Below are 20,906 nucleotides of genomic sequence, written 5' to 3'. Positions count from 1 at the left end.
CGGGCCGGCCCCGGCCGGCCGATGATAATAAAAATTGAAAGGAAGCCTATATGGGTATCACCAGACGCGATTTTCTCAACGGGGTGGCGATCACCATCGCCGCCGGGTTGACGCCGCTGCAAATCTTGCGTGCGTCGCCGCAAACCGCCAATCAAACCCTGTACTACCCGCCGGCGCTGACCGGGCTGCGGGGTAACCATCCGGGCTCGTTCGAGCATGCGCACCAGCTGGGGCGCGACGGTAAAACCTTTGATTTCGGCAGCGTACCCGCCGTTGAAGAGTTCGATCTGGTGGTGGTCGGCGCCGGCATCAGCGGGCTGGCGGCCGCCTGCTTCTGGCAGCAGCTGAAAGGCGAGCAGCAGCGCATTCTGCTGATCGACAACCATGACGACTTCGGCGGCCACGCCAAACGCAACGAATTCAACACCGACGACGGTATGCTGCTCGGCTACGGCGGCAGCGAGTCGCTGCAGTCGCCGCGCTCCAACTTCAGCCCGGTAGCGATGGGGTTGCTACGCAAGATCGGCGTCGATATCGACCAACTGGAGCAGGCGTTTGACACCACCTTCTACCCGGATCTGAACCTGAGCCGCGGGGTTTACTTCGATCGTAAAAACTTCGGCGTCGACAAGGTGGTGAGCGGCGATCCGGGCCGCACGGTGGCGGACGATATTCCGCGCGATCGCCTCAACGGCCGCTCTTATGAAGCATTCATCGGTGATTTCCCGCTGCCGGAAAGCGATCGCCAGGCGCTGATCGCGCTGCATACGGTGGAGAAAGATTATCTGCCGGAGATGACGCTGGAGCAGAAGGTCGAATGGCTTGATTCCCACAGCTACACCCAGTTCCTGCGTGAAAAAGTGGGCCTGAGCGAGCTGGCGATCCGTTATTTCCAGCAGACCACCAACGACTTCCAGGCGGTGGGCATCGACGGCACCTCGTGCAGCGATGCGCGCATCTGCGATCTGCCGGGCCTCGGCGGCATGAATCTGCCGCCGCTGGACGAAGAGTCGCAGGCGGATCTCGACGATCCTTACGTGTTCCACTTCCCGGACGGCAACGCCACGTTGACGCGCCTGATGGTGCGCAAGCTGATCCCGGCGGTGGCGCCGGCCGGCAAAGACATGAACGACGTGGTGCTGGCCAAATTCGACTACAGCCAGCTCGATCGGCCCGAGTCGCCGGTGAAGCTGCGTTTGAACAGCACCGGACTGCACGCGGCCAACGTCGGCGACAAGGTGGAAGTCACCTACATGACCGGCGAGAAAATGACCAAGGTGCGCGCCGGGCAGGTGGTGATGGCCGGCTACAACATGATGATCCCGTACCTGGTGCCGGAGATGTCGCACGAGCAGCAGGAGGCGCTGAAGCAGAACGTCAAGGCGCCGCTGGTGTACAGCAAGGTGGTGATCCGCAACTGGCAGCCGTTCATCAAGCTGGGCGTACACGAAATTTATTCGCCGGCTGCGCCGTACAGCCGCGTGAAGCTGGACTACCCGGTGAGCATGGGCGGGTATCAGCACCCGCGCGATCCGGATCGTCCGATAGGCTTGCATATGGTCTACGTGCCGACGCTGCCGGGCAGCGGCCTCAGCACGCGCGAGCAGTCGCGCAAAGGGCGCGCGCTGCTGCTGGGCACGCCGTTCGAGGTGCACGAGCAGATGATCCGCGAACAGCTGCAGGGCATGCTGGGCGAGGCCGGTTTCGACCATCAGCGCGACATTCAGGCGATCACCGTCAACCGCTGGTCGCACGGTTATTCCTACTTCCTCAACGGGCTGTTTGACGACGAAGAAGAAGCCAAGAAAATCATCGAAACGGCGCGGCAGCCGATCGGCAAGATCGTTATCGCCAACTCCGATTCTGACTGGAGCCCGTACGCCAACTCGGCGATCGATCAGGCGTGGCGCGCGGTGAACGAACTGGCCTACGGCAAGGTTGCCACCAAGGAGGGAGCATGAGTCTGCGTTCGCTGTACCTGTTGAGCCTGCTGGCGGCCGGCGGCTCGGCCCAGGCGATGTCGGCCGGGGAATACGTCGCCAAAGCCGGCGACTGCACCGCCTGCCACACTGCGCCGGGCGGCGCTGAACTGGCGGGCGGCATGAAGTTCCCGACGCCGCTCGGGGCTATCTACGCCACCAACATCACGCCGGACAAGCTGCACGGCATCGGCGCCTATTCGTTCGAGGAGTTCGATCGCGCCATGCGCCAGGGGGTAGCCAAAGACGGTCACCGGCTCTACCCGGCGATGCCGTACACCTCGTACGCCAAAATGAGCGCGGAAGACATGCGCGCGCTGTATGACTATCTGATGAATGAAGTGCCGGCGCAGAACGTCGCCAACCGCGCCAGCGACATCAGCTGGCCGCTGTCGATGCGTTGGCCGCTGGCGGTGTGGAACCAGCTGTTCCACGACGACCAGCCGTATCAGGCAGATCCGCAGCAAAGCGCCGAGTGGAACCGCGGCGCCTACCTGGTGCAGGGCGCGGGCCATTGCGGCAGCTGCCACACGCCGCGCGGCTGGGCGATGCAGGAGAAGGGGCTGGACGGTAAGGAGCCGGTGTTCCTGAGCGGCGCCGAGCTGGATGGCTGGTACGCCTCCAATCTGCGCGGCCTGCCGCCGGAAGAGGTGACGGCGCTGCTGAAAACCGGCCGCAGCCGCCATGCGGCGGTCGCCGGGCCGATGAGCGAGGTGGTGACCCACAGTACGCAGTATCTCAGCGACGGCGATCTGAACGCCATCGCGGTGTACCTGCGCAGCCTGGCGCCGGAAACCGCCGCCAAAGCCGCTGCGCCTGCCGTGCAGGCGGATAACCCGGGCGGCAAGGCGACCTACGCGATGTACTGCTCGACCTGCCACGGCAACAAGGGCGAAGGCACCGATTTTGCCATTCCGGCGCTGGCGGGCAATGCCACGGTAACGGCGGACAATCCGCTGACCGCGCTGCGGGTGGTGCTGGAAGGGGCGCATACGCCGATCACGCAGCAGGCGATGGCGTTTGACATGCCGGCTTACGGCTGGGCGTTGAACGATCGACAGGCGGCCGATCTGATGAGCTATCTGCGGGGAAGCTGGGGCAACCAGGCGGCGCCGGTGACGGTGCAGCAGGTGCAGGACGCGCGCCAGCTGCAGGCGAAATGAGAGGGGAGCGCGGCTCGACGGCCGCGCTCCGCAAGCATTACAGCACCTTATGCGGGCCGAAGCATTCGTAGTGGATGCGTTCGGCCTCTACGCCCATCTCCAGCAGCTGTTTGCCCACGAACTGCATGAAGGCCACCGGGCCACAGAAGTAATAGTGCATCTGCGGATCGGCCAGGCTGCCTTGCAGCGCGCTCAAATCCATCAATCCGCGGCTGTGGTAGTCGCGGCCTTCCACGTCATCGGCACCCGGCTCGCGGTACCACACATGGCGGCTCAGATTCGGCATATGCCCGGCAATATCCGCCACCTCATCGGCAAAGGCGTGCACGCTGCCGTTTTCCGCCGCGTGCAGCCAGTGGACCTGCGCCTGATGCTGGTTGTCGTGCAGGGTGTTGAGCATGCCGAGCATCGGGGTTTGGCCGACGCCGGCGGAGATCAGCGCCACCGGCGTGGTCGGCGCCACGTCGAGGAAGAAGTCGCCGTGCGGCGGGGCGAGGTAGATCACGTCGCCTTCCTGCGCCTGCTGGTGCAGATAGTTGGACACTTTCCCCTGATCTTCGCGCTTCACCGCTATGCGATAGAACTCGCCGTTCGGCGAGGTGGTCAGCGAGTACTGGCGAATTTCCTGATGCTCCAGGCTATCGTGCTTGATGTAGACCGCCAGGTATTGCCCCGGTTTGAAGTCCGCCACCCGGCCGCCGTCCACCGGCGCCAGCACGAAGCTGCAGATCACGTCGCTCTGCGGCTGTTTCTTCAGGATGCGGAACGCGCGCAGATCGCGCCAGCCGCCGTTGTCGGTTTCGCTCTGCTGATAAATCTGCTCTTCACGCTGGATAAATACGTTGGCCAGCACGCCGTAGGCTTTGCCCCAGGCGTCCAACACTTCCTGACCCGGGCTGAACATTTCGTCCAGGGTCGCCAGCAGGTGACCGCCGACGATGTGGTACTGCTCCGGCTGGATATTGAAGCTGGTGTGCTTCTGCGCGATGCGCTCCACCGCCGGCAGCAGCGCCGCCAGGTTCTCGATGTTGGCGGCATAGGCGCAGATGGCGTCGAACAGCGCCTGACGCTGATCGCCGTTGCGCTGGTTGCTCATGTTGAAAATGTCTTTCAATTCCGGGTTATGCGCGAACATGCGATCGTAAAAGTGGGCGGTCAGCTTCGGCCCGGTCGCAGCCAGCAGGGGAAGGGTAGATTTCACGGTGGCGATGGTTTGGCTATCCAGCATGGAAGCGCTCCTTGGGTTGGGATCTTGACAAGAATTATAATGATGTATTTTAAATGCATCTTATTGGGTTCCGCGCCGCTTGTAAATACCCTTGTTTTCGTTGCGGTGTTCTTCGGGCGTCGATCGGGTTCACAGAACATGAAAAAAGCGCGGGATTCGCATGAGGAAATGTCCGTTGATAAACGGCGGTGTTTCGTGGATCAAAGCCTTGCGCCACCTTATGCCAATCGTTTGCGTAAAAACCTCTGTCAAGACCTATCTTCGGTAGGGCGAAACGGTTTACACTGTGGCCCAGAACCCAAACGGGTAGTTATTTGGTGATTTTTTAGTTAGCTGATTTAAGTCAGGAGATGCCGGATGTTAAAGCGTGAAATGAACATTGCCGATTACGATGCGGAACTGTGGCGTGCCATGGAGCAGGAAGTGGTGCGTCAGGAAGAGCACATCGAGCTGATCGCGTCTGAGAACTACACCAGCCCGCGCGTGATGCAGGCTCAGGGTTCCCAGCTGACCAACAAATACGCTGAAGGCTATCCGGGCAAGCGTTACTACGGCGGCTGCGAATACGTGGATATCGTTGAGCAGTTGGCTATCGATCGCGCCAAAGAATTGTTCGGCGCCGATTACGCCAACGTGCAGCCGCACTCCGGCTCTCAGGCTAACTTCGCCGTGTATACCGCGCTGCTGCAGCCGGGCGACACCATTCTGGGCATGAACCTGGCGCACGGCGGCCACCTGACCCACGGTTCCCCGGTCAACCTGTCCGGCAAACTGTATAACGTGGTGCCTTACGGCATCGACGACAAAGGCCAAATCGACTATGACGATCTGGCCAAGCAGGCGCAAACCCACAAGCCGAAAATGATCATCGGCGGCTTCTCCGCCTATTCCGGCGTGGTTGACTGGGCCAAAATGCGCGAAATCGCCGACAGCATCGGCGCTTACCTGTTCGTCGACATGGCGCACGTGGCGGGCCTGATCGCCGCCGGCGTGTACCCGAACCCGGTACCGCACGCGCACATCGTCACCACCACCACCCACAAAACCCTGGCGGGCCCGCGCGGCGGCCTGATCCTGGCGAAGGGCGGCGACGAAGAGCTGTATAAAAAGCTGAACTCCGCCGTGTTCCCAGGCGGCCAGGGCGGCCCGCTGATGCACGTGATCGCCGGCAAGGCGGTGGCGCTGAAAGAAGCGATGGAGCCTGAGTTCAAGGTTTACCAGCAGCAAGTTGCGGTCAACGCCAAGGCGATGGTGGAGGTGTTCCTGCAGCGTGGCTACAAAGTGGTCTCCGGCGGCACCCATAACCACCTGTTCCTGCTGGATCTGGTGGACAAAAATCTGACCGGTAAAGAAGCTGACGCCGCCCTGGGCCGCGCCAACATCACCGTCAACAAAAACAGCGTGCCGAACGATCCGAAGAGCCCGTTCGTCACCTCCGGCGTGCGTATCGGCACCCCGGCCGTGACCCGTCGCGGCTTCAAAGAGGCCGACGTGCGCGAACTGGCCGGTTGGATCTGCGATGTGCTGGATAACATCAACGATGAAGCCACCATCGAGCGCACCAAGAAGAAAGTGCTGGATATCTGCGCCCGCCTGCCGGTTTACGCATAATCCCGCTTTCGCCCAACAAAACCCGCTGCGGCGGGTTTTTTTATGCCCGCCTGCAGCAAACTGTGAACTGTCTGGCACTCTAACGCATTGAAGTGGAATGACGATTGCGGGGCGGTGTGAGCTCTGTCAAAGTATTGCCCTCACTCCGGAGGGATCATGGTTCTGCAATCAACGCGTTGGCTCGCGCTCAGTTATTTCACCTACTTCTTTTCCTATGGCATCTTTTTACCGTTTTGGGGCGTGTGGCTGAAAGGCGAGGGCATCGCGCCCGAAACTATCGGCATGTTGCTCGGCGCCGGCTTGGTGGCCCGCTTCCTCGGCAGTTTACTGATTGCACCCCGCGTTAAAGATCCCTCTCATTTGGTCTCCGCCCTGCGCCTGCTGGCGCTGCTGACCTTGGCCTTCGCGGTCGGCTTTTGCTTCGGCAACGGCTGGGGCTGGCTGATGCTGGTGATAGCGGGTTTCAACCTGTTTTTCTCGCCGCTGGTGCCGCTGACCGACGCGCTGGCCGCCACCTGGCAAAAGCAGATCCGTATGGACTACGGCCGGGTGCGGCTGTGGGGCTCGCTGGCGTTCGTCATCGGCTCGGCGCTGACCGGGCAACTGGTGGCGGTGTGGGGCCATAACGCCATTCTCTACAGCCTGATCCTCAGCGTGCTGGCGATGCTGCTGGGCATGTTGCTGAAGCCGAGCGTCATGCCGCAGGGCGAAGCGCGCACGCACAGCGGAGCCGAGCGCTCGCTGTGGGCACTGCTGAAAGAAGGGTCGGTCTGGCGCTTCCTGCTGTGCGTCACGCTGCTGCAGGGGGCGCACGCCGGTTACTACAGCTTCGGTTCCATTTACTGGCAGGAAGCCGGCTATTCGGCCTCGACCATCGGCTATCTGTGGTCGCTCGGCGTGGTGGCGGAGGTGATTATTTTCGCCAGCAGCAACGTGCTGTTCCGCCGCTGGAATGCGCGCAACCTGTTGTTGCTCTCCGCCTGCTGCGGGGTGTTGCGCTGGAGCCTGATGGCCTACAGCACCGAGCTGGGCTGGCTGCTGCTGATCCAGATCCTGCACTGCGGCACCTTCACCGTCTGCCATCTGGCGGCGATGCGCTTTATCGCCGCGCGCCAGGGGCAAGAGGTGATCCGGTTGCAGGCGGTGTATTCGGCGCTGGCGATGGGCGGCGGCATCGCCGTCATGACGGTCATTGCCGGGTTCCTGTTCGAACATTGGCAGGGCGGGGTATTCTGGGTGATGGCGGCGGTCGCGGTGCCGGCCTTGTTCATCCGGCCGCCGGCGGTCAGCGTCAGCCGCTGATTAAGGGGCTTCCAGCAGCGCGCGGATCGCCTGGCGCTGCCGGGTTTCCAGCGGCAGTTCGGTATAGATCAGCGGCGGGTGCGGATTGCTGTGCACCGCCGCATAAGGGGTGATCACCAGCGTGACACCCTGCGGCGCCCCGCCGCGCAGATAGTCGCTCAGCGGCAGATATTTGATGTTCAGCGGCAGCAGCGTGAGCTCGCGGATCTGATACTCCACTTCCTCTTCCAGCTGCGGGTTGTCCAGCGTCAGCAGCAGTACCTGTTTTTCCTGCAGCGCGTTGGCCTGCATCAACCAGGCGCCGAAGCTGATGGCCACGAGGCCCGCCTCCTCGTTGGAAAAATGCACGCCGTACTCCTGCTCCAGCGGTTTCAGCGCTTCCTGCGTGGTGCGCATCAGCCGCGGGTATTTGCGCACCACTTCTTCCAGCAGCATATTGTCGATGCCGATGGCGAAACGGCAGCGCTCCAGCGCCGGCGCCAGGTGGGCGAACAGCTGGCTGACCAACTCCGCCTTGCTGCTGAAGGCCATGCCGGAGAGCTGCTGGAAGCGTTCGACCATGCTGTCGATGGCCGCCATCAGCCGCTGTTCCTGCGCGGAGTCGTTGCTGTGGTAGCTGTGATTTTTCAACATGGTGAAGGTCAACGCCAAAAAATCGCGCTCGTCTGCCTGTGGCGGCTGGTTAAACAGCCGGTTGCAGGCCTGATGCAGCCAGGCAGCGGCCTGCTGCTCCGGCTTTTGCCGCAGCCAGTCGCGCTGAACGGCGTCGAAACGTGGATGCTGCTGCAGACGATTTTGCCAGGCGCAGTAGAGCAGGTAGTGTTGCAGGAATTGGCGGTCGCGCGCATCGAAGCGGCGGTTGAGCAGCGGCTCGCAGGCATCGATCGCCTCTGCCAGCAGCGAGGTCAGCGCGGCATCTGCCGCCAGCGCGTGCCGCAGACGCGGGGCGAAATCGCCTGCAACGAACTGCGGGCTGCAGCGCAGGGCCCGCCGCAGCCAATGGATCAGGCACAGGCGCTGGTCGAGCGCGCTGCCCCGCAGCTGGTAACCACGATCGGGATCGACGGCGATCTCCAGGTGGTGGAAACGCTGGATTTCACTGGCCACCTCGGCTATATCTTGCCGGGTTATCGGGGGGGCGACGCCGTTGATTTGGCTTAGGGTCTCCAGCTGCAACTCGGGCTCCGGCGTGTACAGCATCAGCAGCAGATGGCAGCGCCGTTGTTGTCCGGAGAGCTCGGGCACGGGAGAGGTGTCCAGGCTCATTATCACCTTCCGGCATAAAAGGTTGCGATTATGCCTAAGCATAGCAAAAGGCTTTGTAATGGCAGGGTTACTGCCCGGCTTTTACTTCGGCTTACAACTTTCGTCACAAATATCGCCGGGAGAGGCGGGCCGTTCGGCATTTATTTGTGTTACGTTATAACAAATACTGGTAAGACAGGATAATGATGAAGTTACGTCGTCTTTTGGCTGCCTTCGGCGCCGTATTCAGCGCCGGTGCGATCGCGCATCCGCACAGCTTTATCGACATGAATACCACCTTCGTCGCCAAAGACCAGCGGCTGGTCGGCCTGAAAATGGTGTGGGTGATGGATGAAATCACCTCGGCGGATCTGCTCTACGATGCGAAAAACGCCAAGAGCGATTCGGAAGTGTGGAAAAAGCTGGCGGCGCAAGTGATGGCCAACGTGCTGGGGCAGCACTATTTCACCGATCTTTACCGCGACGGCAAGCCGGTGAAATACCTGAACTTGCCCAGCGAATATCACCTGTCACGCCAGGGCAATCAGGCGGTGCTGGAGTTCGTGCTGCCGTTGGCCGAGCCGCAGCCGCTGGCGGGCAAGCCGTTCGAACTTTCTACTTACGATCCAACTTATTTCGTGGATATGACCTATAAAGACCAAAATGCATTGCACCTGCCGCCGGAGATGGCGCAGCTGTGCAGCTACAAGCTGATGACGCCGAAGCCGAATGCATCGCTGCAGGCCTATGCGCTGTCGCTCGACAAGAGCGACTCGCCCGGCGAAGACCTGGCGCTGGGGCAGCAGTTCGCTCAGCGGGTGACGCTGCAATGTCGCTGAATCTCTCGCAACCGACGACGAGCCGACGCCACTGGGCCTTCGGCCTGTGGCCGCTGCTGCCGTTCACGCTGGCGCTGGCGGCCGCCGCGCTGCTGGCATGGCACTATTGGCCGCAGCTGCTGATGCAGAGCGTGGTATGGCAAAAAGCGCTGCACCAGCAGATGGCGGGGCTGTTGCAGCAGGTGAAGGCTGCGCCGCAGCAGGCCGGGCTGGCGCTGATGCTGTTCAGCCTCGGCTATGGCGTCTTGCATGCGCTCGGCCCCGGCCACGGCAAAGTGGTGATCGCCACCTACCTGGCCACCCATCCGGCGCGGCTGAAAAGCAGCCTGAAGCTGACCTTCGCCGCCTCGCTGGTGCAGGGTGGGGTAGCGATCGCGCTGGTTACGCTGATGCTGGTGGTATTGCAGCTCTCTTCGCGCCAGCTGCACCAAAGCAGCTTCTGGCTGGAAAAGGGCAGCTTTATTCTGGTGATGCTGCTTGGCGTGCTGCTGAGTTGGCGCGCGCTGAAACGCCTGTTTGCGGCGATCAAGGCGATGCGCCCGGCACTGGCACTGCGCATCAACAGCCTGACGCCGCTGGCGGCGGATCACGTGCACAGCGCCCACTGCGGCTGCGGCCACCGGCATCTGCCGAGCGACAGCGAGCTGCAGGCGGGAAGCGACTGGCGCACTCAGGCCGCCATCGTGCTGGCGATGGGCATGCGCCCCTGTTCGGGGGCGATTTTGGTGCTGCTGTTCTCCAAGGTGATCGGCGTGTTCGGCTGGGGAGTGATCTCCGCGCTGGCGATGGCGTTCGGCACCTCGTTGACCATCTCGATGCTGGCGCTGCTGGTGCATTACAGCCGCCGGCTGGCGGTGCGCCTCAGCCGTTCGCGCGCGCCCGCCGCCTGGCGCGCGGTGGCCTGGGGGGCGTTGGCACTGGCCGGCGGCCTGATCCTGTTGGCTGCGGGGCTGTTGCTGTACGTCAGCGCGCAGCCGGAATTCGGCGGCGGCATCCGGCCCTTCTCCCGCTAACGGGCATAAAAAAAGCGCTGCATCGGCAGCGCTTTTTTTTGATTCGCTTCTGGCGATTAACGCTTCAGCGCTTCGCTCAGTTCTTCACGCATGGTGGCCAGCATGGCTTTCACTACGCGCGGGTTGCCTGCAACCACGTTGCCGGAGCTGAAGTGGTTGTGGCCACCGACGAAGTCGGTCACCAGGCCGCCGGCTTCACGCACCAGCAGTTCGCCCGCGGCGAAATCCCACGGCTTCAGGCCGATTTCGAAGAACCCGTCCACGCGGCCGGCGGCCACATAGGCCAGATCCAGCGCGGCGGAACCGGTGCGGCGGAAGTCTGCGCACTGGGTGAACAGCTTGCCGACGATGTTGATGTAAGGCGTTGCGTGCTGCTTGACCTTGAACGGGAAGCCGGTCGCCAGGATGGTGCCATCCAGATCTTTGGCGTTGGTGCCGCGCAGGCGGTAGCCGTTGAGCTGTGCGCCCTGGCCGCGAGTGGCGGTGAACAGTTCGTTGCGCATCGGATCGTAGACCACGGCCACTTCAGTACGGCCTTTGATGCGTACGGCGATGGAAACGGAGAAATGAGGGAAACGTTTGATGAAGTTTGCAGTGCCATCCAGTGGATCGATCACCCATTGCACATCGCGATCTTCGCCGATCAGCTCACCGCGTTCTTCGCTCACGATACTGTGTTGCGGATAAGACTTGCGGATGACGTCGATGATCAGATGCTCTGCATCGCGATCGACGTTGGTGACGAAGTCATTGGTCCCTTTCTGGCTCGCTTCTACAGCGTCCGGGGTTTCGTAGTTTTTGGCAATCAGGTTACCGGCCTTGCGCGCAGCGCGCACGGCGATAGTCAGCATCGGATGCATGGGTATCTTCCAACTAGGATGTTAAAGAACAGGAAACGGCGCGAAGTATAGCAGCTGTTCGGCAAATTGCCTACGGCTGTGTTAAGATGCTGCGATTTTCCGCCACGCTCAGAGTTTGTATGCTGCACAATATCCGCATTGTTCTGGTAGAGACTTCACATACCGGCAACATGGGCTCGACCGCCAGAGCCATGAAAACCATGGGTTTAACCAACCTTTATCTGGTTAATCCGCTGATCAAACCCGATTCTCAGGCCATCGCCCTGGCCGCCGGCGCCAGCGACGTGATCGGCAACGCCACGATCGTCGACACTCTCGATGACGCCATTGCCGGCTGCAGCCTGGTGGTGGGCACCAGCGCGCGCTCCCGCACGTTGCCGTGGCCGATGCTGGAGCCGCGTGAATGCGGCGTGCGCGCGGTGCACGAAGGCGAACACGCGCCGGTGGCGCTGGTGTTCGGCCGCGAACGCGTCGGGCTGACCAACGATGAATTGCAGAAGTGCCACTACCACGTCGCCATTCCGGCCAACCCGGACTACAGCTCGCTGAACCTGGCGATGGCGGTGCAGATCCTGGCGTACGAAGTGCGCGTGGCTTACCTCGATCGCCAACAGGCGGGGGCGCCGCAGCTGGAAGAGACGCCGTATCCACTGGTGGACGACCTCGAGCGTTTCTATCAGCACCTGGAGCAGACGCTGCAGCGCACCGGCTTTATTCGCCCGTCCCATCCGGGGCAGGTGATGAGCCGCCTGCGTCGGCTGTTCACCCGCGCGCGCCCGGAAGGACAGGAGCTGAATATCCTGCGCGGCATGCTGACGTCGATCGAGAAACAGGATAAACAGCAAGGTAATTAATTGATGTGGCATAACGGTGGGCGACAATAGTATTAGTTATCCAAAGGTTATAACATGTATTTTATATACCTTTGTTCTTGCTAAGTTCAAAACGTGCTAATACTTGAGTCAATTACTGGGTTAAATAGTTGACTGTTTTACTCAGGAATGTCAGACTTTCGGCCATATTTGACCAACAGGTAACCATTGAGCTATGAGACTGACATCCAAAGGCCGTTATGCCGTAACCGCTATGCTCGACGTAGCGCTGCATTCCCAGGAAGGGCCGGTGCCACTGGCGGACATTTCCGAACGCCAGGGTATTTCGCTCTCTTATCTGGAACAATTATTCTCCCGTCTGCGCAAGAATGGCCTGGTGGCCAGCGTGCGCGGTCCGGGCGGTGGTTATCTGCTGGGTAAAGACGCGGGTGAGATCGCCGTTGGCGCTGTCATCACTGCCGTCGATGAATCGGTAGATGCAACCCGTTGCCAGGGCAAAGAAGGCTGTCAGGGCGGCGATCGCTGCTTGACCCACGCCCTGTGGCGCGATCTGAGCGAGCGCATCAGCGGGTTCCTGAACAACATTACGCTGGCAGAACTGGTCAATAACCAGGAAGTGCTGGTGGTGGCGGATCGTCAAAACAACGATACGCGCCGCACGGCCAACGGTCGTCCGCAAGAAACTATCAACGTTAATCTGCGCGCATAAGCAGCTGGCGAAATTTTTTTAGTTTTTGGAAGTGATGTACGGAGCACAAGAGCAATGAAATTACCGATTTATCTGGATTACTCAGCAACGACGCCGGTCGACCCGCGCGTTGCTGAGAAGATGATGCAGTTTTTGACCCTGGACGGCACTTTCGGCAACCCGGCTTCCCGTTCCCACCGTTTCGGTTGGCAGGCGGAAGAGGCGGTAGACATCGCCCGTAACCAAATCGCCGAACTGGTGGGCGCCGACCCACGCGAAATCGTCTTCACCTCCGGGGCGACCGAATCCGACAACCTGGCGATCAAAGGCGCTGCCAATTTCTACCAGAAAAAAGGCAAGCACATCATCACCAGCAAAACCGAACACAAAGCCGTGCTGGACACCTGCCGTCAGCTGGAGCGCGAAGGGTTTGAAGTGACCTACCTGGCGCCGCAGAGCAACGGCATTATCAGCCTGCAGGATCTCGAAGCGGCGCTGCGCGATGACACCATTCTGGTCTCCATCATGCACGTCAACAACGAAATCGGCGTGGTGCAGGATATCGAAGCGATCGGCGAAATGTGCCGCGCACGCGGTATCATCTACCACGTTGACGCCACCCAGAGCGTGGGCAAACTGCCTATCGATCTGAGCAAGCTGAAAGTCGACCTGATGTCGTTCTCCGGCCACAAAATCTATGGCCCGAAAGGCATCGGCGCGCTGTACGTGCGCCGCAAGCCGCGCATCCGCATCGAAGCGCAGGTACACGGCGGCGGTCACGAGCGCGGCATGCGTTCCGGCACCCTGCCTGTCCACCAGATCGTCGGCATGGGCGAAGCTTACCGCATCGCCAAAGAAGAGATGACCGAAGAGATGGCGCGTCTGCGCACCCTGCGCGATCGTCTGTGGAACGGCGTGAAAGATATGGAAGAAGTGTATCTGAACGGCGATCTGGAGCACGGCGCACCGAACATCCTGAACGTCAGCTTCAACTACGTTGAAGGCGAGTCGCTGATCATGGCGCTGAAAGACCTGGCCGTTTCCTCCGGTTCAGCCTGTACCTCCGCCAGCCTCGAGCCGTCCTACGTGCTGCGCGCGCTGGGCATGAGCGATGAATTGGCGCACAGCTCGATCCGTTTCTCCCTGGGGCGTTTCACCACGGAAGAAGAGATCGACTACACCATTCAACTGGTGCGTAAATCCATCGGCCGTCTGCGCGATCTGTCCCCGCTGTGGGAGATGTTCAAGCAGGGCGTGGACATCAACAGCATCGAATGGGCGCATCATTAATTCTCAGGTTTCAGGAGCAAGGTCATGGCTTACAGCGAAAAAGTAATCGATCATTATGAAAACCCGCGCAACGTGGGTTCTTTCGACAACGAAGATCCGACCGTCGGCAGCGGCATGGTAGGGGCGCCGGCCTGCGGCGACGTCATGAAGCTGCAAATCAAGGTTAACGATGAAGGCATCATCGAAGACGCACGCTTTAAAACTTACGGCTGCGGTTCCGCCATCGCCTCCAGCTCGCTGGTGACCGAATGGATGAAAGGCAAGTCGCTCGATCAGGCTGAAGCGATCAAAAACACCCAGATCGCCGAAGAGCTGGAATTGCCGCCGGTCAAAATTCACTGCTCGATCCTGGCTGAAGACGCCATCAAAGCAGCGATTGCCGACTATAAGAGCAAGCATAGCGCCAAGTAATTTGTCTGAGTCGGCCCGGCTGCGCCGGGCTTTGATGTGAAGTGTGAGGTTGTGATGTCTATTACCATGAGCGACAGCGCTGCGCAGCGTGTTCAGGCGTTTTTGACGAACCGCGGCAAGGGTCTCGGCCTGCGTCTGGGAGTGCGAACTTCCGGCTGCTCCGGGATGGCGTACGTGCTGGAATTTGTTGACGAAGCCAACGATGACGACATCGTGTTTGAAGACAAAGGCATCAAGGTGATCATCGACGGCAAGAGCCTGGTCTACCTTGACGGCACCGAGCTTGATTTCGTTAAGGAAGGCCTGAACGAAGGCTTCAAGTTCAACAACCCGAACGTCTCAAGCGAATGCGGCTGCGGCGAGAGTTTCAACGTCTGACAGTCCATCGTGCTCCCCCGTTTCGGCGGGGGAACTTCATCCGCTAACGCCCAGAGCACGCTATGGATTACTTTACTTTATTCGGGCTGCCAGTTCGCTACACCGTGGACGGCAGCCTGCTTGCGTCCCGCTTCCAGGATCTGCAGCGCCAATTCCACCCCGATCGTTTCGCCAACCAGCCGGAGCGCGAACGCCTGATGGCGTTGCAGCAGGCGGCGACCATCAATGAAGCCTACCAGGCGCTGAAGCACCCGTTAAAACGCGCGGAGTATATGCTATCTTTGCACGGCTTCGATCTGGGCAACGAACAGCATACGATGCGCGATACCGCGTTCCTGATGGAACAGCTGGAACTGCGCGAAGAGCTCGACGCCATTGAGCGCAAGCCGGAGGCCGAGCGCCTGCTGGCCGATTTCGGCGCGCGGCTCGCCGCCTCCATCAAACAGCGCAGCGCGCTGATGCTACAGCAACTGGACGGCGAGCAGTGGGCGGACGCCGCCGACACCGTGCGCAAGCTGCGCTTTTTGGACAAACTCCAGCAACAGGTTGAACAACTCGAAGAAAAACTGCTGGGTTTTGAGTAACACCTTCTGATTCTGATTGTGGAAGCTTCAACATGGCCTTATTACAAATTAGTGAGCCTGGCCTCAGCGCCGCGCCGCACCAGCGGCGTCTGGCCGCCGGCATCGACTTAGGCACCACCAACTCGTTGGTCGCCACGGTGCGCAGCGGGCAAGCGGAAACGCTGGCCGACGAACAGGGCCGCCATTTGCTGCCTTCGGTGGTGCATTATCAGGCGGACGCGCAGCGCGTCGGCTGGGAGGCGCGCCAACAGGCGGCGCAGGATCCGGCCAATACCGTCAGCTCCATCAAACGCATGATGGGCCGCTCGTTGGCGGACGTGCAGCAGCGTTACCCGAACCTGCCGTATCAATTCCAGGCCAGCGACAACGGCCTGCCGCTGATCGTCACCGCCGCCGGCCCGGTCAACCCGGTCGGCGTCTCCGCCGATATCCTGCGGGCCCTGTCCGCGCGCGCGCAAGCGGCGCTGGAAGGCGAGCTGGATGGCGTGGTGATCACCGTTCCCGCCTACTTCGACGATGCGCAGCGCCAGGGCACCAAAGACGCGGCGCGTCTGGCCGGCCTGCACGTCCTGCGCCTGCTGAACGAACCGACTGCAGCGGCGATCGCCTACGGGCTGGACTCCGGCCAGGAAGGGGTGATCGCGGTTTACGATCTGGGCGGCGGCACCTTTGATATCTCCATTCTGCGCCTCAGCCGCGGCGTGTTCGAAGTGCTGGCGACCGGCGGCGATTCCGCGCTGGGCGGCGACGACTTCGATCATCTGCTGGCCGACTGGTTGCGCGAGCAGGCCGGCGTGGCCGATCGCAGCGACCACGGCGTGCAGCGCCAGCTGCTGGACGCCGCCATCGCCGCTAAAATCGCGTTGAGCGATGCCGACAGCGTGCGCGTTGAGGTGGCCGGCTGGCAGGGCGAGGTGACCCGTGCCCAGTTCGAAGCGCTGATCGCCCCGCTGGTGAAACGCACGCTGATGGCCTGCCGCCGCGCGCTGAAAGACGCCGGCGTCGCCGCCGACGAGGTGCTTGAAGCGGTGATGGTCGGCGGTTCCACCCGCGTGCCGCTGGTGCGTGAGCAGGTGGGGGCCTTCTTCGGCCGCACGCCGCTGACGTCGATCGATCCGGATAAAGTGGTCGCCATCGGCGCCGCGATCCAGGCCGACATTCTGGTGGGCAACAAGCCGGACAGCGACATGCTGCTGCTGGACGTGATCCCGCTGTCGCTGGGCCTCGAAACCATGGGCGGCCTGGTGGAGAAAGTGATCCCGCGCAACACCACCATTCCGGTGGCGCGCGCGCAGGAGTTCACCACCTTCAAAGACGGCCAGAGCGCGATGATGATCCACGTGCTGCAGGGCGAGCGCGAGCTGGTGCAGGATTGCCGTTCGCTGGCGCGCTTCACGTTGCGCGGCCTGCCGCCGATGCCTGCCGGCGGGGCGCACATTCGCGTCACCTTCCAGGTGGATGCCGACGGTCTGCTGAGCGTCACTGCGATGGAGAAATCCACCGGCGTTGAAGCGTCGATCCAGGTCAAGCCGTCGTACGGCCTGTCTGACAGCGAAATCGCCGGCATGATCAAGGATTCGATGGCCAACGCGCAAAGCGACGTGGGCGCGCGCAAGCTGGCGGAGCAACGCGTGGAAGCCGCGCGGGTGCTGGAAAGCCTGCAGGGCGCGCTGGCCACCGACGCCGCGCTGCTGAGCGAGGCGGAAAGCCAGGCGATCGCCGCCGCGACCCAGGCGTTGCAGCAGGCGGTGCAGGGGGAAGATCCCGCCGCTATCGAAGACGCCATCAAAACATTAGATGCACAAACGCAAGATTTTGCCGCGCGCCGCATGGACGCTTCCATTCGCCGCGCGCTGGCTGGCCATTCTGTGGATGAGGTTTAACCATGCCTAAAATTGTTTTCCTGCCCCATCAAGATCTTTGCCCGGAAGGGGCGGTTCTGGAAGCCGAAAAAGGGGAGTCGATCCTCAACGTTGCGCTGCGCAACGGCATTGAAATCGAGCATGCCTGCGAGAAATCCTGCGCCTGCACTACCTGCCACTGCATCGTGCGTGAAGGTTTCGATTCGCTGGAAGAGAGCAGCGAGCTGGAAGACGACATGCTTGACAAAGCGTGGGGGCTGGAGCCGGAAAGCCGTCTGAGCTGCCAGGCGCTGGTCGCCGACGAAGATCTGGTGGTCGAAATGCCGCGTTATACCGTCAACCACGCGCGTGAGCATTAATTGTTAGCCGCAGCGCCAACCCGGAGATCATAATGGGACTGAAGTGGACCGACAGCCGAGAAATCGGCGAAGCCCTGTACGACCAATACCCGGACACCGATCCGAAAACCGTGCGTTTTACCGACATGCATCAGTGGATCTGCGATCTGGAAGAGTTCGACGACGATCCGCAGGCTTCCAACGAAAAAATACTGGAAGCGATCCTGCTGGTCTGGTTAGATGAAGCGGAGTAAATAGCGTAACGGGCTGCCATGGGCGGCCCGTTTATTTTGTATCCGACATACCCGTCGTCTTTCAAACCGCAGCGTTGTTACCTGCACGATCACACCCCAGTCACTTACCTGAGTAAGCTCCTGGGGATGCGATCGCTGGGCGCCTAGCTGCAATTTGAAATCCATAGGGTATGCAATAAAGCCCTAATGAATTAATAAAGGGAACATCCGGAGTAAGAAGGCTATGACAACAGAATTCATGCAGGTCACGCTGTCGCAACAACCTGCCGACGCCCGTTGGGGCGAAAAAGCGCTCCTCAGCACCAACGGCGAAGGGATGACCATCCACCTGACCGGCGCCGACAAACTGGGCGCGATCCAGCGTGCGGGCCGCAAAATTGACGGCCAGGGTATCAAAAACGTCAAGCTGGCCGGCGACGGTTGGGACTTGGAAAACAGCTGGGCGTTCTGGCAGGGCTACCGCGGGCCGAAAGGGCAGCGCAACGTCGAATGGGCCGAGCTGCCGGAAGCCGCACGTCAGGAGCTGGATAAGCGCCTGAAGATCGTAGATTGGGTGCGCGACACCATCAACATGCCGGCGGAAGAGCTGGGGCCGGAGCAACTGGCGACCCGCGCCGTTGATCTGATGTGCGACGTCGGCTGCGATGCCGTCAGCTACCGCATCACCAAGGGCGAAGATCTGCGCGAGCAGAACTATGCCGGCATCCACACCGTCGGCCGCGGCTCCGAGCGCCCGCCGGTGCTGCTGGCGCTGGACTTCAACCCGACCGGTAACCCGGACGCGCCGGTGTTCGCCTGCCTGGTCGGCAAGGGCATCACCTTCGATACCGGTGGCTATAGCCTGAAACAGAGCGCCTTTATGGATTCGATGAAGGCTGACATGGGCGGCGCGGCCACCATCACCGGCGCCCTGGCGCTGGCGGCGGCGCGCGGCCTGAAGCAACGTGTGAAGCTGTACCTGTGCTGCGCCGACAACATGGTCAGCGGCAACGCTTTTAAACTGGGCGACATCATTCGCTACCGCAACGGCAAAACCGTTGAGGTGATGAACACCGATGCGGAAGGGCGCCTGGTGCTGGCCGACGGCCTGATCGACGCTTCTGAGCAGAACCCGCAGCTGATTATCGACTGCGCCACCCTGACCGGCGCGGCCAAAACCGCGGTCGGCAACGACTACCATGCGCTGTTCAGCTTCGACGACGCGTTGGCGCAGGCGCTGCTGAGCAGCGCCGCCGCCGAGCAAGAGCCGTTCTGGCGTCTGCCGCTGGCCGAGTTCCACCGCAGCCAGCTGCCGTCCAACTTCGCCGAGCTGAACAACGTGGCCGGCCCGGCTTACACCGCCGGCGCCAGCACCGCGGCGGCCTTCCTGTCGCACTTCGTCAAGAACTACCAGCAAGGCTGGCTGCACATCGACTGTTCCGCCACCTACCGCAAAGGCGCGGTGGAGCAGTGGTCGGCCGGCGCGACCGGTTTGGGCGTGCGTACCCTGGCCAATCTGCTGCTGAGCAAAGCCAAATAATTGAACGCCCGCCGCGTCGGGCGCTAGAATGCGCATTATCTTCGGGGCCCAGCATGCTGGGCCTCGCTATTTGATCCCTGGAGTTTGCCATGAGTGCCCATCATCACGATGCCGCCCCGAGCGAGAACGAACTTGAACGCCTGCTGAAGCTGGCGGTGACGGAGCCGGCCCACCGCCCGGCGTTCTTCCGTGAATTGCTCGACGCCACGGTGCTGATCCTCGGCGACAGCGAGCAGGTGCAGCAGGACGGCGACATCGCGCTGAACGCGGATACGCCGGTCAATATCCAGCATTGGGAGAAGCAGGACGGCGGCAGCATCATTCCGTTCTTCACCTCGCTGGAGGCGTTGCAGAAAGCGGTGGAGGACGAACAGCCGTTCATCGCCATGCCGGCGCGGGTGCTGTTCGAAATCACCCAGGGTGCGGATCTGTTCCTCAACCCGAAGGCGGAGTACGGCAAGGAGTTCTACCCGGAAGAGGTGGCGATGCTGCTGGCGACTGGCGGCGTCGTCAAACCGGTGGAGTATTACGTCGACAAAGAGACCCAAATCCTGCTGGGGCAGCCCGAAGAGTACCCGTCGGCGATGGTGGATGCGTTGACCACGCTGTTCAGCCAGCGCAAGCCGGTGCGCCGCGCGTTTCTGGCGCTGATGCACGACCAGGCGGCGGATGAGAAGCCGAATTTGCTGATCGGGCTGGAAGTGGACGCCGAGCCGGCGGAGATCGAGGCGTTGATCAACGAGGCCGGCAGCGTCGCCAGCGAAACGGCGCCGAATGACGAACCGGTGGATTTCTGCCTGGTGTCGGAGAAAGAGCGCGGCATCAGCCACTATCTGATCTCCCATACGCAGCCGTTTTATCAGCGCCGCTGGGGCAGTTGGCTGCGCAATTTGATCCCGTCTACCGACAAGACCCAGTAGCGCCGTCGCGTTGTCGAAAATGGCCAATGAAGATCATATTTTTTTAATGAAATGTTGATTTTCCCGTAGGCAAGCGTTAACGGCGCACATATAATCTGCGCCACTTGAGAAGGCCGGCAACATTGCAGACCGGCCTGTTTTGGAAGTCATACAGAGGCCATCATGACCGTAGAACGTACCTTTTCCATCGTTAAACCAAACGCTGTAGCCAACAACGACATCGGCGCTATCTATGCGCGTTTCGAGCGCGCCGGTTTCAAAATCATCGCCGCTAAAATGCTGCGTCTGACTCGCGAACAAGCTGAAGGCTTCTACGCTGAGCACAAAGGCCGTCCATTCTTCGACGGTCTGGTTGAGTTCATGACCTCCGGCCCAATCATGGTGCAGGTTCTGGAATCTGAAAACGCCGTGCAGCGCAACCGTGACATCATGGGCGCAACCAACCCGGACAACGCGCTGGCCGGCACCCTGCGTGCCGACTACGCGGACAGCTTCACCGCTAACGCCGTTCACGGTTCCGACTCCGTTGAATCCGCACAGCGTGAAATCGCTTACTTCTTCAACGAAAGCGAAATCTGCGCACGTTAAT

At 61.2% G+C, this 20,906-nt stretch carries 21 protein-coding genes; 18 read left to right on the top strand and 3 right to left on the bottom strand.

Annotation, left to right across the window (positions count from 1 at the left end):
- Positions 1 to 50: 50 nt before the first annotated feature.
- The gene (locus M6G53_RS07310; RefSeq protein WP_253330152.1) at positions 51 to 1,961 is read left to right on the top strand and encodes an NAD(P)-binding protein; all 1,911 of its coding nucleotides are present in this window, start codon (positions 51 to 53) and stop codon (positions 1,959 to 1,961) included.
- Positions 1,958 to 3,142, top strand: coding sequence for a c-type cytochrome (locus M6G53_RS07305; RefSeq protein WP_253330150.1), 1,185 nt, complete (start codon positions 1,958 to 1,960; stop codon positions 3,140 to 3,142). The genes M6G53_RS07310 and M6G53_RS07305 overlap by 4 nt, the downstream gene beginning before the upstream one ends.
- Positions 3,143 to 3,179: 37 nt before the next feature.
- Here the strand turns inward: M6G53_RS07305 and hmpA are convergent, their stop codons facing one another.
- Positions 3,180 to 4,370 carry an NO-inducible flavohemoprotein gene (gene hmpA, locus M6G53_RS07300; protein WP_253330148.1) on the bottom strand — a complete coding sequence of 397 codons (1,191 nt, stop codon included), beginning with the start codon at positions 4,368 to 4,370 and terminating at the stop codon, positions 3,180 to 3,182.
- 357 nt (positions 4,371 to 4,727) lie between these two features.
- Here hmpA and glyA point away from each other — a divergent pair, with 357 nt between their 5' ends.
- Positions 4,728 to 5,981, top strand: a complete 1,254-nt coding sequence (gene glyA / locus M6G53_RS07295) for a serine hydroxymethyltransferase (protein ID WP_004941389.1) — start codon at positions 4,728 to 4,730, stop codon at positions 5,979 to 5,981.
- Between the two features lie 156 nt (positions 5,982 to 6,137).
- Positions 6,138 to 7,283 (top strand): 3-phenylpropionate MFS transporter, encoded by a 1,146-nt coding sequence (locus tag M6G53_RS07290; protein ID WP_253330146.1) that lies wholly within the window; start codon positions 6,138 to 6,140, stop codon positions 7,281 to 7,283.
- On the opposite strand, the gene csiE is transcribed toward M6G53_RS07290, so the two are convergent.
- Positions 7,284 to 8,549, bottom strand: coding sequence for a stationary phase inducible protein CsiE (gene csiE / locus M6G53_RS07285; protein ID WP_253330144.1), 1,266 nt, complete (start codon positions 8,547 to 8,549; stop codon positions 7,284 to 7,286).
- Positions 8,550 to 8,731: 182 nt separating this feature from the next.
- On the opposite strand from csiE, the gene M6G53_RS07280 reads away from it, so the two are divergent.
- A complete protein-coding gene (locus tag M6G53_RS07280; RefSeq protein WP_253330142.1) occupies positions 8,732 to 9,367 on the top strand; it encodes a DUF1007 family protein in 636 nt (211 codons plus the stop codon).
- Positions 9,358 to 10,380 carry a nickel/cobalt transporter gene (locus tag M6G53_RS07275; RefSeq protein WP_253330140.1) on the top strand — a complete coding sequence of 341 codons (1,023 nt, stop codon included), beginning with the start codon at positions 9,358 to 9,360 and terminating at the stop codon, positions 10,378 to 10,380. Before M6G53_RS07280 ends, M6G53_RS07275 begins: the two co-directional genes overlap by 10 nt.
- Positions 10,381 to 10,436: 56 nt before the next feature.
- Here the strand turns inward: M6G53_RS07275 and suhB are convergent, their stop codons facing one another.
- Positions 10,437 to 11,240 carry an inositol-1-monophosphatase gene (gene suhB / locus M6G53_RS07270; protein ID WP_004941400.1) on the bottom strand — a complete coding sequence of 268 codons (804 nt, stop codon included), beginning with the start codon at positions 11,238 to 11,240 and terminating at the stop codon, positions 10,437 to 10,439.
- Between the two features lie 119 nt (positions 11,241 to 11,359).
- Here suhB and trmJ point away from each other — a divergent pair, with 119 nt between their 5' ends.
- From trmJ to ndk, 12 genes are all read left to right on the top strand, one after another.
- Entirely contained in the window at positions 11,360 to 12,094 is a 735-nt protein-coding gene (gene trmJ, locus M6G53_RS07265) for a tRNA (cytosine(32)/uridine(32)-2'-O)-methyltransferase TrmJ (RefSeq protein ID WP_073532799.1), read from the top strand.
- Positions 12,095 to 12,287: 193 nt separating this feature from the next.
- The gene (gene iscR / locus M6G53_RS07260) at positions 12,288 to 12,782 is read left to right on the top strand and encodes a Fe-S cluster assembly transcriptional regulator IscR (RefSeq protein WP_004941404.1); all 495 of its coding nucleotides are present in this window, start codon (positions 12,288 to 12,290) and stop codon (positions 12,780 to 12,782) included.
- A 54-nt stretch (positions 12,783 to 12,836) separates the two neighbouring features.
- Positions 12,837 to 14,051, top strand: a complete 1,215-nt coding sequence (iscS, locus tag M6G53_RS07255) for a cysteine desulfurase (RefSeq protein ID WP_016929764.1) — start codon at positions 12,837 to 12,839, stop codon at positions 14,049 to 14,051.
- A 24-nt stretch (positions 14,052 to 14,075) separates the two neighbouring features.
- Positions 14,076 to 14,462, top strand: coding sequence for a Fe-S cluster assembly scaffold IscU (gene iscU, locus M6G53_RS07250; protein ID WP_004941408.1), 387 nt, complete (start codon positions 14,076 to 14,078; stop codon positions 14,460 to 14,462).
- A gap of 54 nt (positions 14,463 to 14,516) precedes the next feature.
- A complete protein-coding gene (gene iscA, locus M6G53_RS07245) occupies positions 14,517 to 14,840 on the top strand; it encodes an iron-sulfur cluster assembly protein IscA (RefSeq protein WP_004941410.1) in 324 nt (107 codons plus the stop codon).
- Positions 14,841 to 14,902: 62 nt separating this feature from the next.
- The gene (hscB, locus tag M6G53_RS07240) at positions 14,903 to 15,424 is read left to right on the top strand and encodes a co-chaperone HscB (protein ID WP_253330138.1); all 522 of its coding nucleotides are present in this window, start codon (positions 14,903 to 14,905) and stop codon (positions 15,422 to 15,424) included.
- Positions 15,425 to 15,456: 32 nt separating this feature from the next.
- Positions 15,457 to 17,307, top strand: coding sequence for a Fe-S protein assembly chaperone HscA (hscA, locus tag M6G53_RS07235; protein WP_253330136.1), 1,851 nt, complete (start codon positions 15,457 to 15,459; stop codon positions 17,305 to 17,307).
- A 2-nt stretch (positions 17,308 to 17,309) separates the two neighbouring features.
- Positions 17,310 to 17,645, top strand: a complete 336-nt coding sequence (fdx, locus tag M6G53_RS07230; RefSeq protein ID WP_004941417.1) for an ISC system 2Fe-2S type ferredoxin — start codon at positions 17,310 to 17,312, stop codon at positions 17,643 to 17,645.
- A 32-nt stretch (positions 17,646 to 17,677) separates the two neighbouring features.
- Positions 17,678 to 17,878: a Fe-S cluster assembly protein IscX gene (iscX, locus tag M6G53_RS07225; protein ID WP_006327336.1), complete on the top strand. Its 201-nt coding sequence runs from the start codon at positions 17,678 to 17,680 to the stop codon at positions 17,876 to 17,878.
- Between the two features lie 223 nt (positions 17,879 to 18,101).
- Positions 18,102 to 19,397, top strand: a complete 1,296-nt coding sequence (pepB, locus tag M6G53_RS07220) for an aminopeptidase PepB (protein WP_253330134.1) — start codon at positions 18,102 to 18,104, stop codon at positions 19,395 to 19,397.
- Positions 19,398 to 19,486: 89 nt separating this feature from the next.
- Positions 19,487 to 20,317 carry an enhanced serine sensitivity protein SseB gene (sseB, locus tag M6G53_RS07215; protein WP_253330132.1) on the top strand — a complete coding sequence of 277 codons (831 nt, stop codon included), beginning with the start codon at positions 19,487 to 19,489 and terminating at the stop codon, positions 20,315 to 20,317.
- Positions 20,318 to 20,479: 162 nt separating this feature from the next.
- The gene (ndk, locus tag M6G53_RS07210) at positions 20,480 to 20,905 is read left to right on the top strand and encodes a nucleoside-diphosphate kinase (protein WP_004941424.1); all 426 of its coding nucleotides are present in this window, start codon (positions 20,480 to 20,482) and stop codon (positions 20,903 to 20,905) included.
- Position 20,906 lies beyond the last annotated feature (1 nt).

The sequence above is a fragment of the Serratia nevei genome (genome assembly GCF_024160145.1).
In the GTDB taxonomy this organism is placed as follows: Bacteria; Pseudomonadota; Gammaproteobacteria; order Enterobacterales; family Enterobacteriaceae; genus Serratia; species Serratia nevei_A.
The sequence above is the reverse complement of the archived record's forward strand: the minus strand, read 5'-3'. Positions and strand labels throughout refer to the sequence as shown.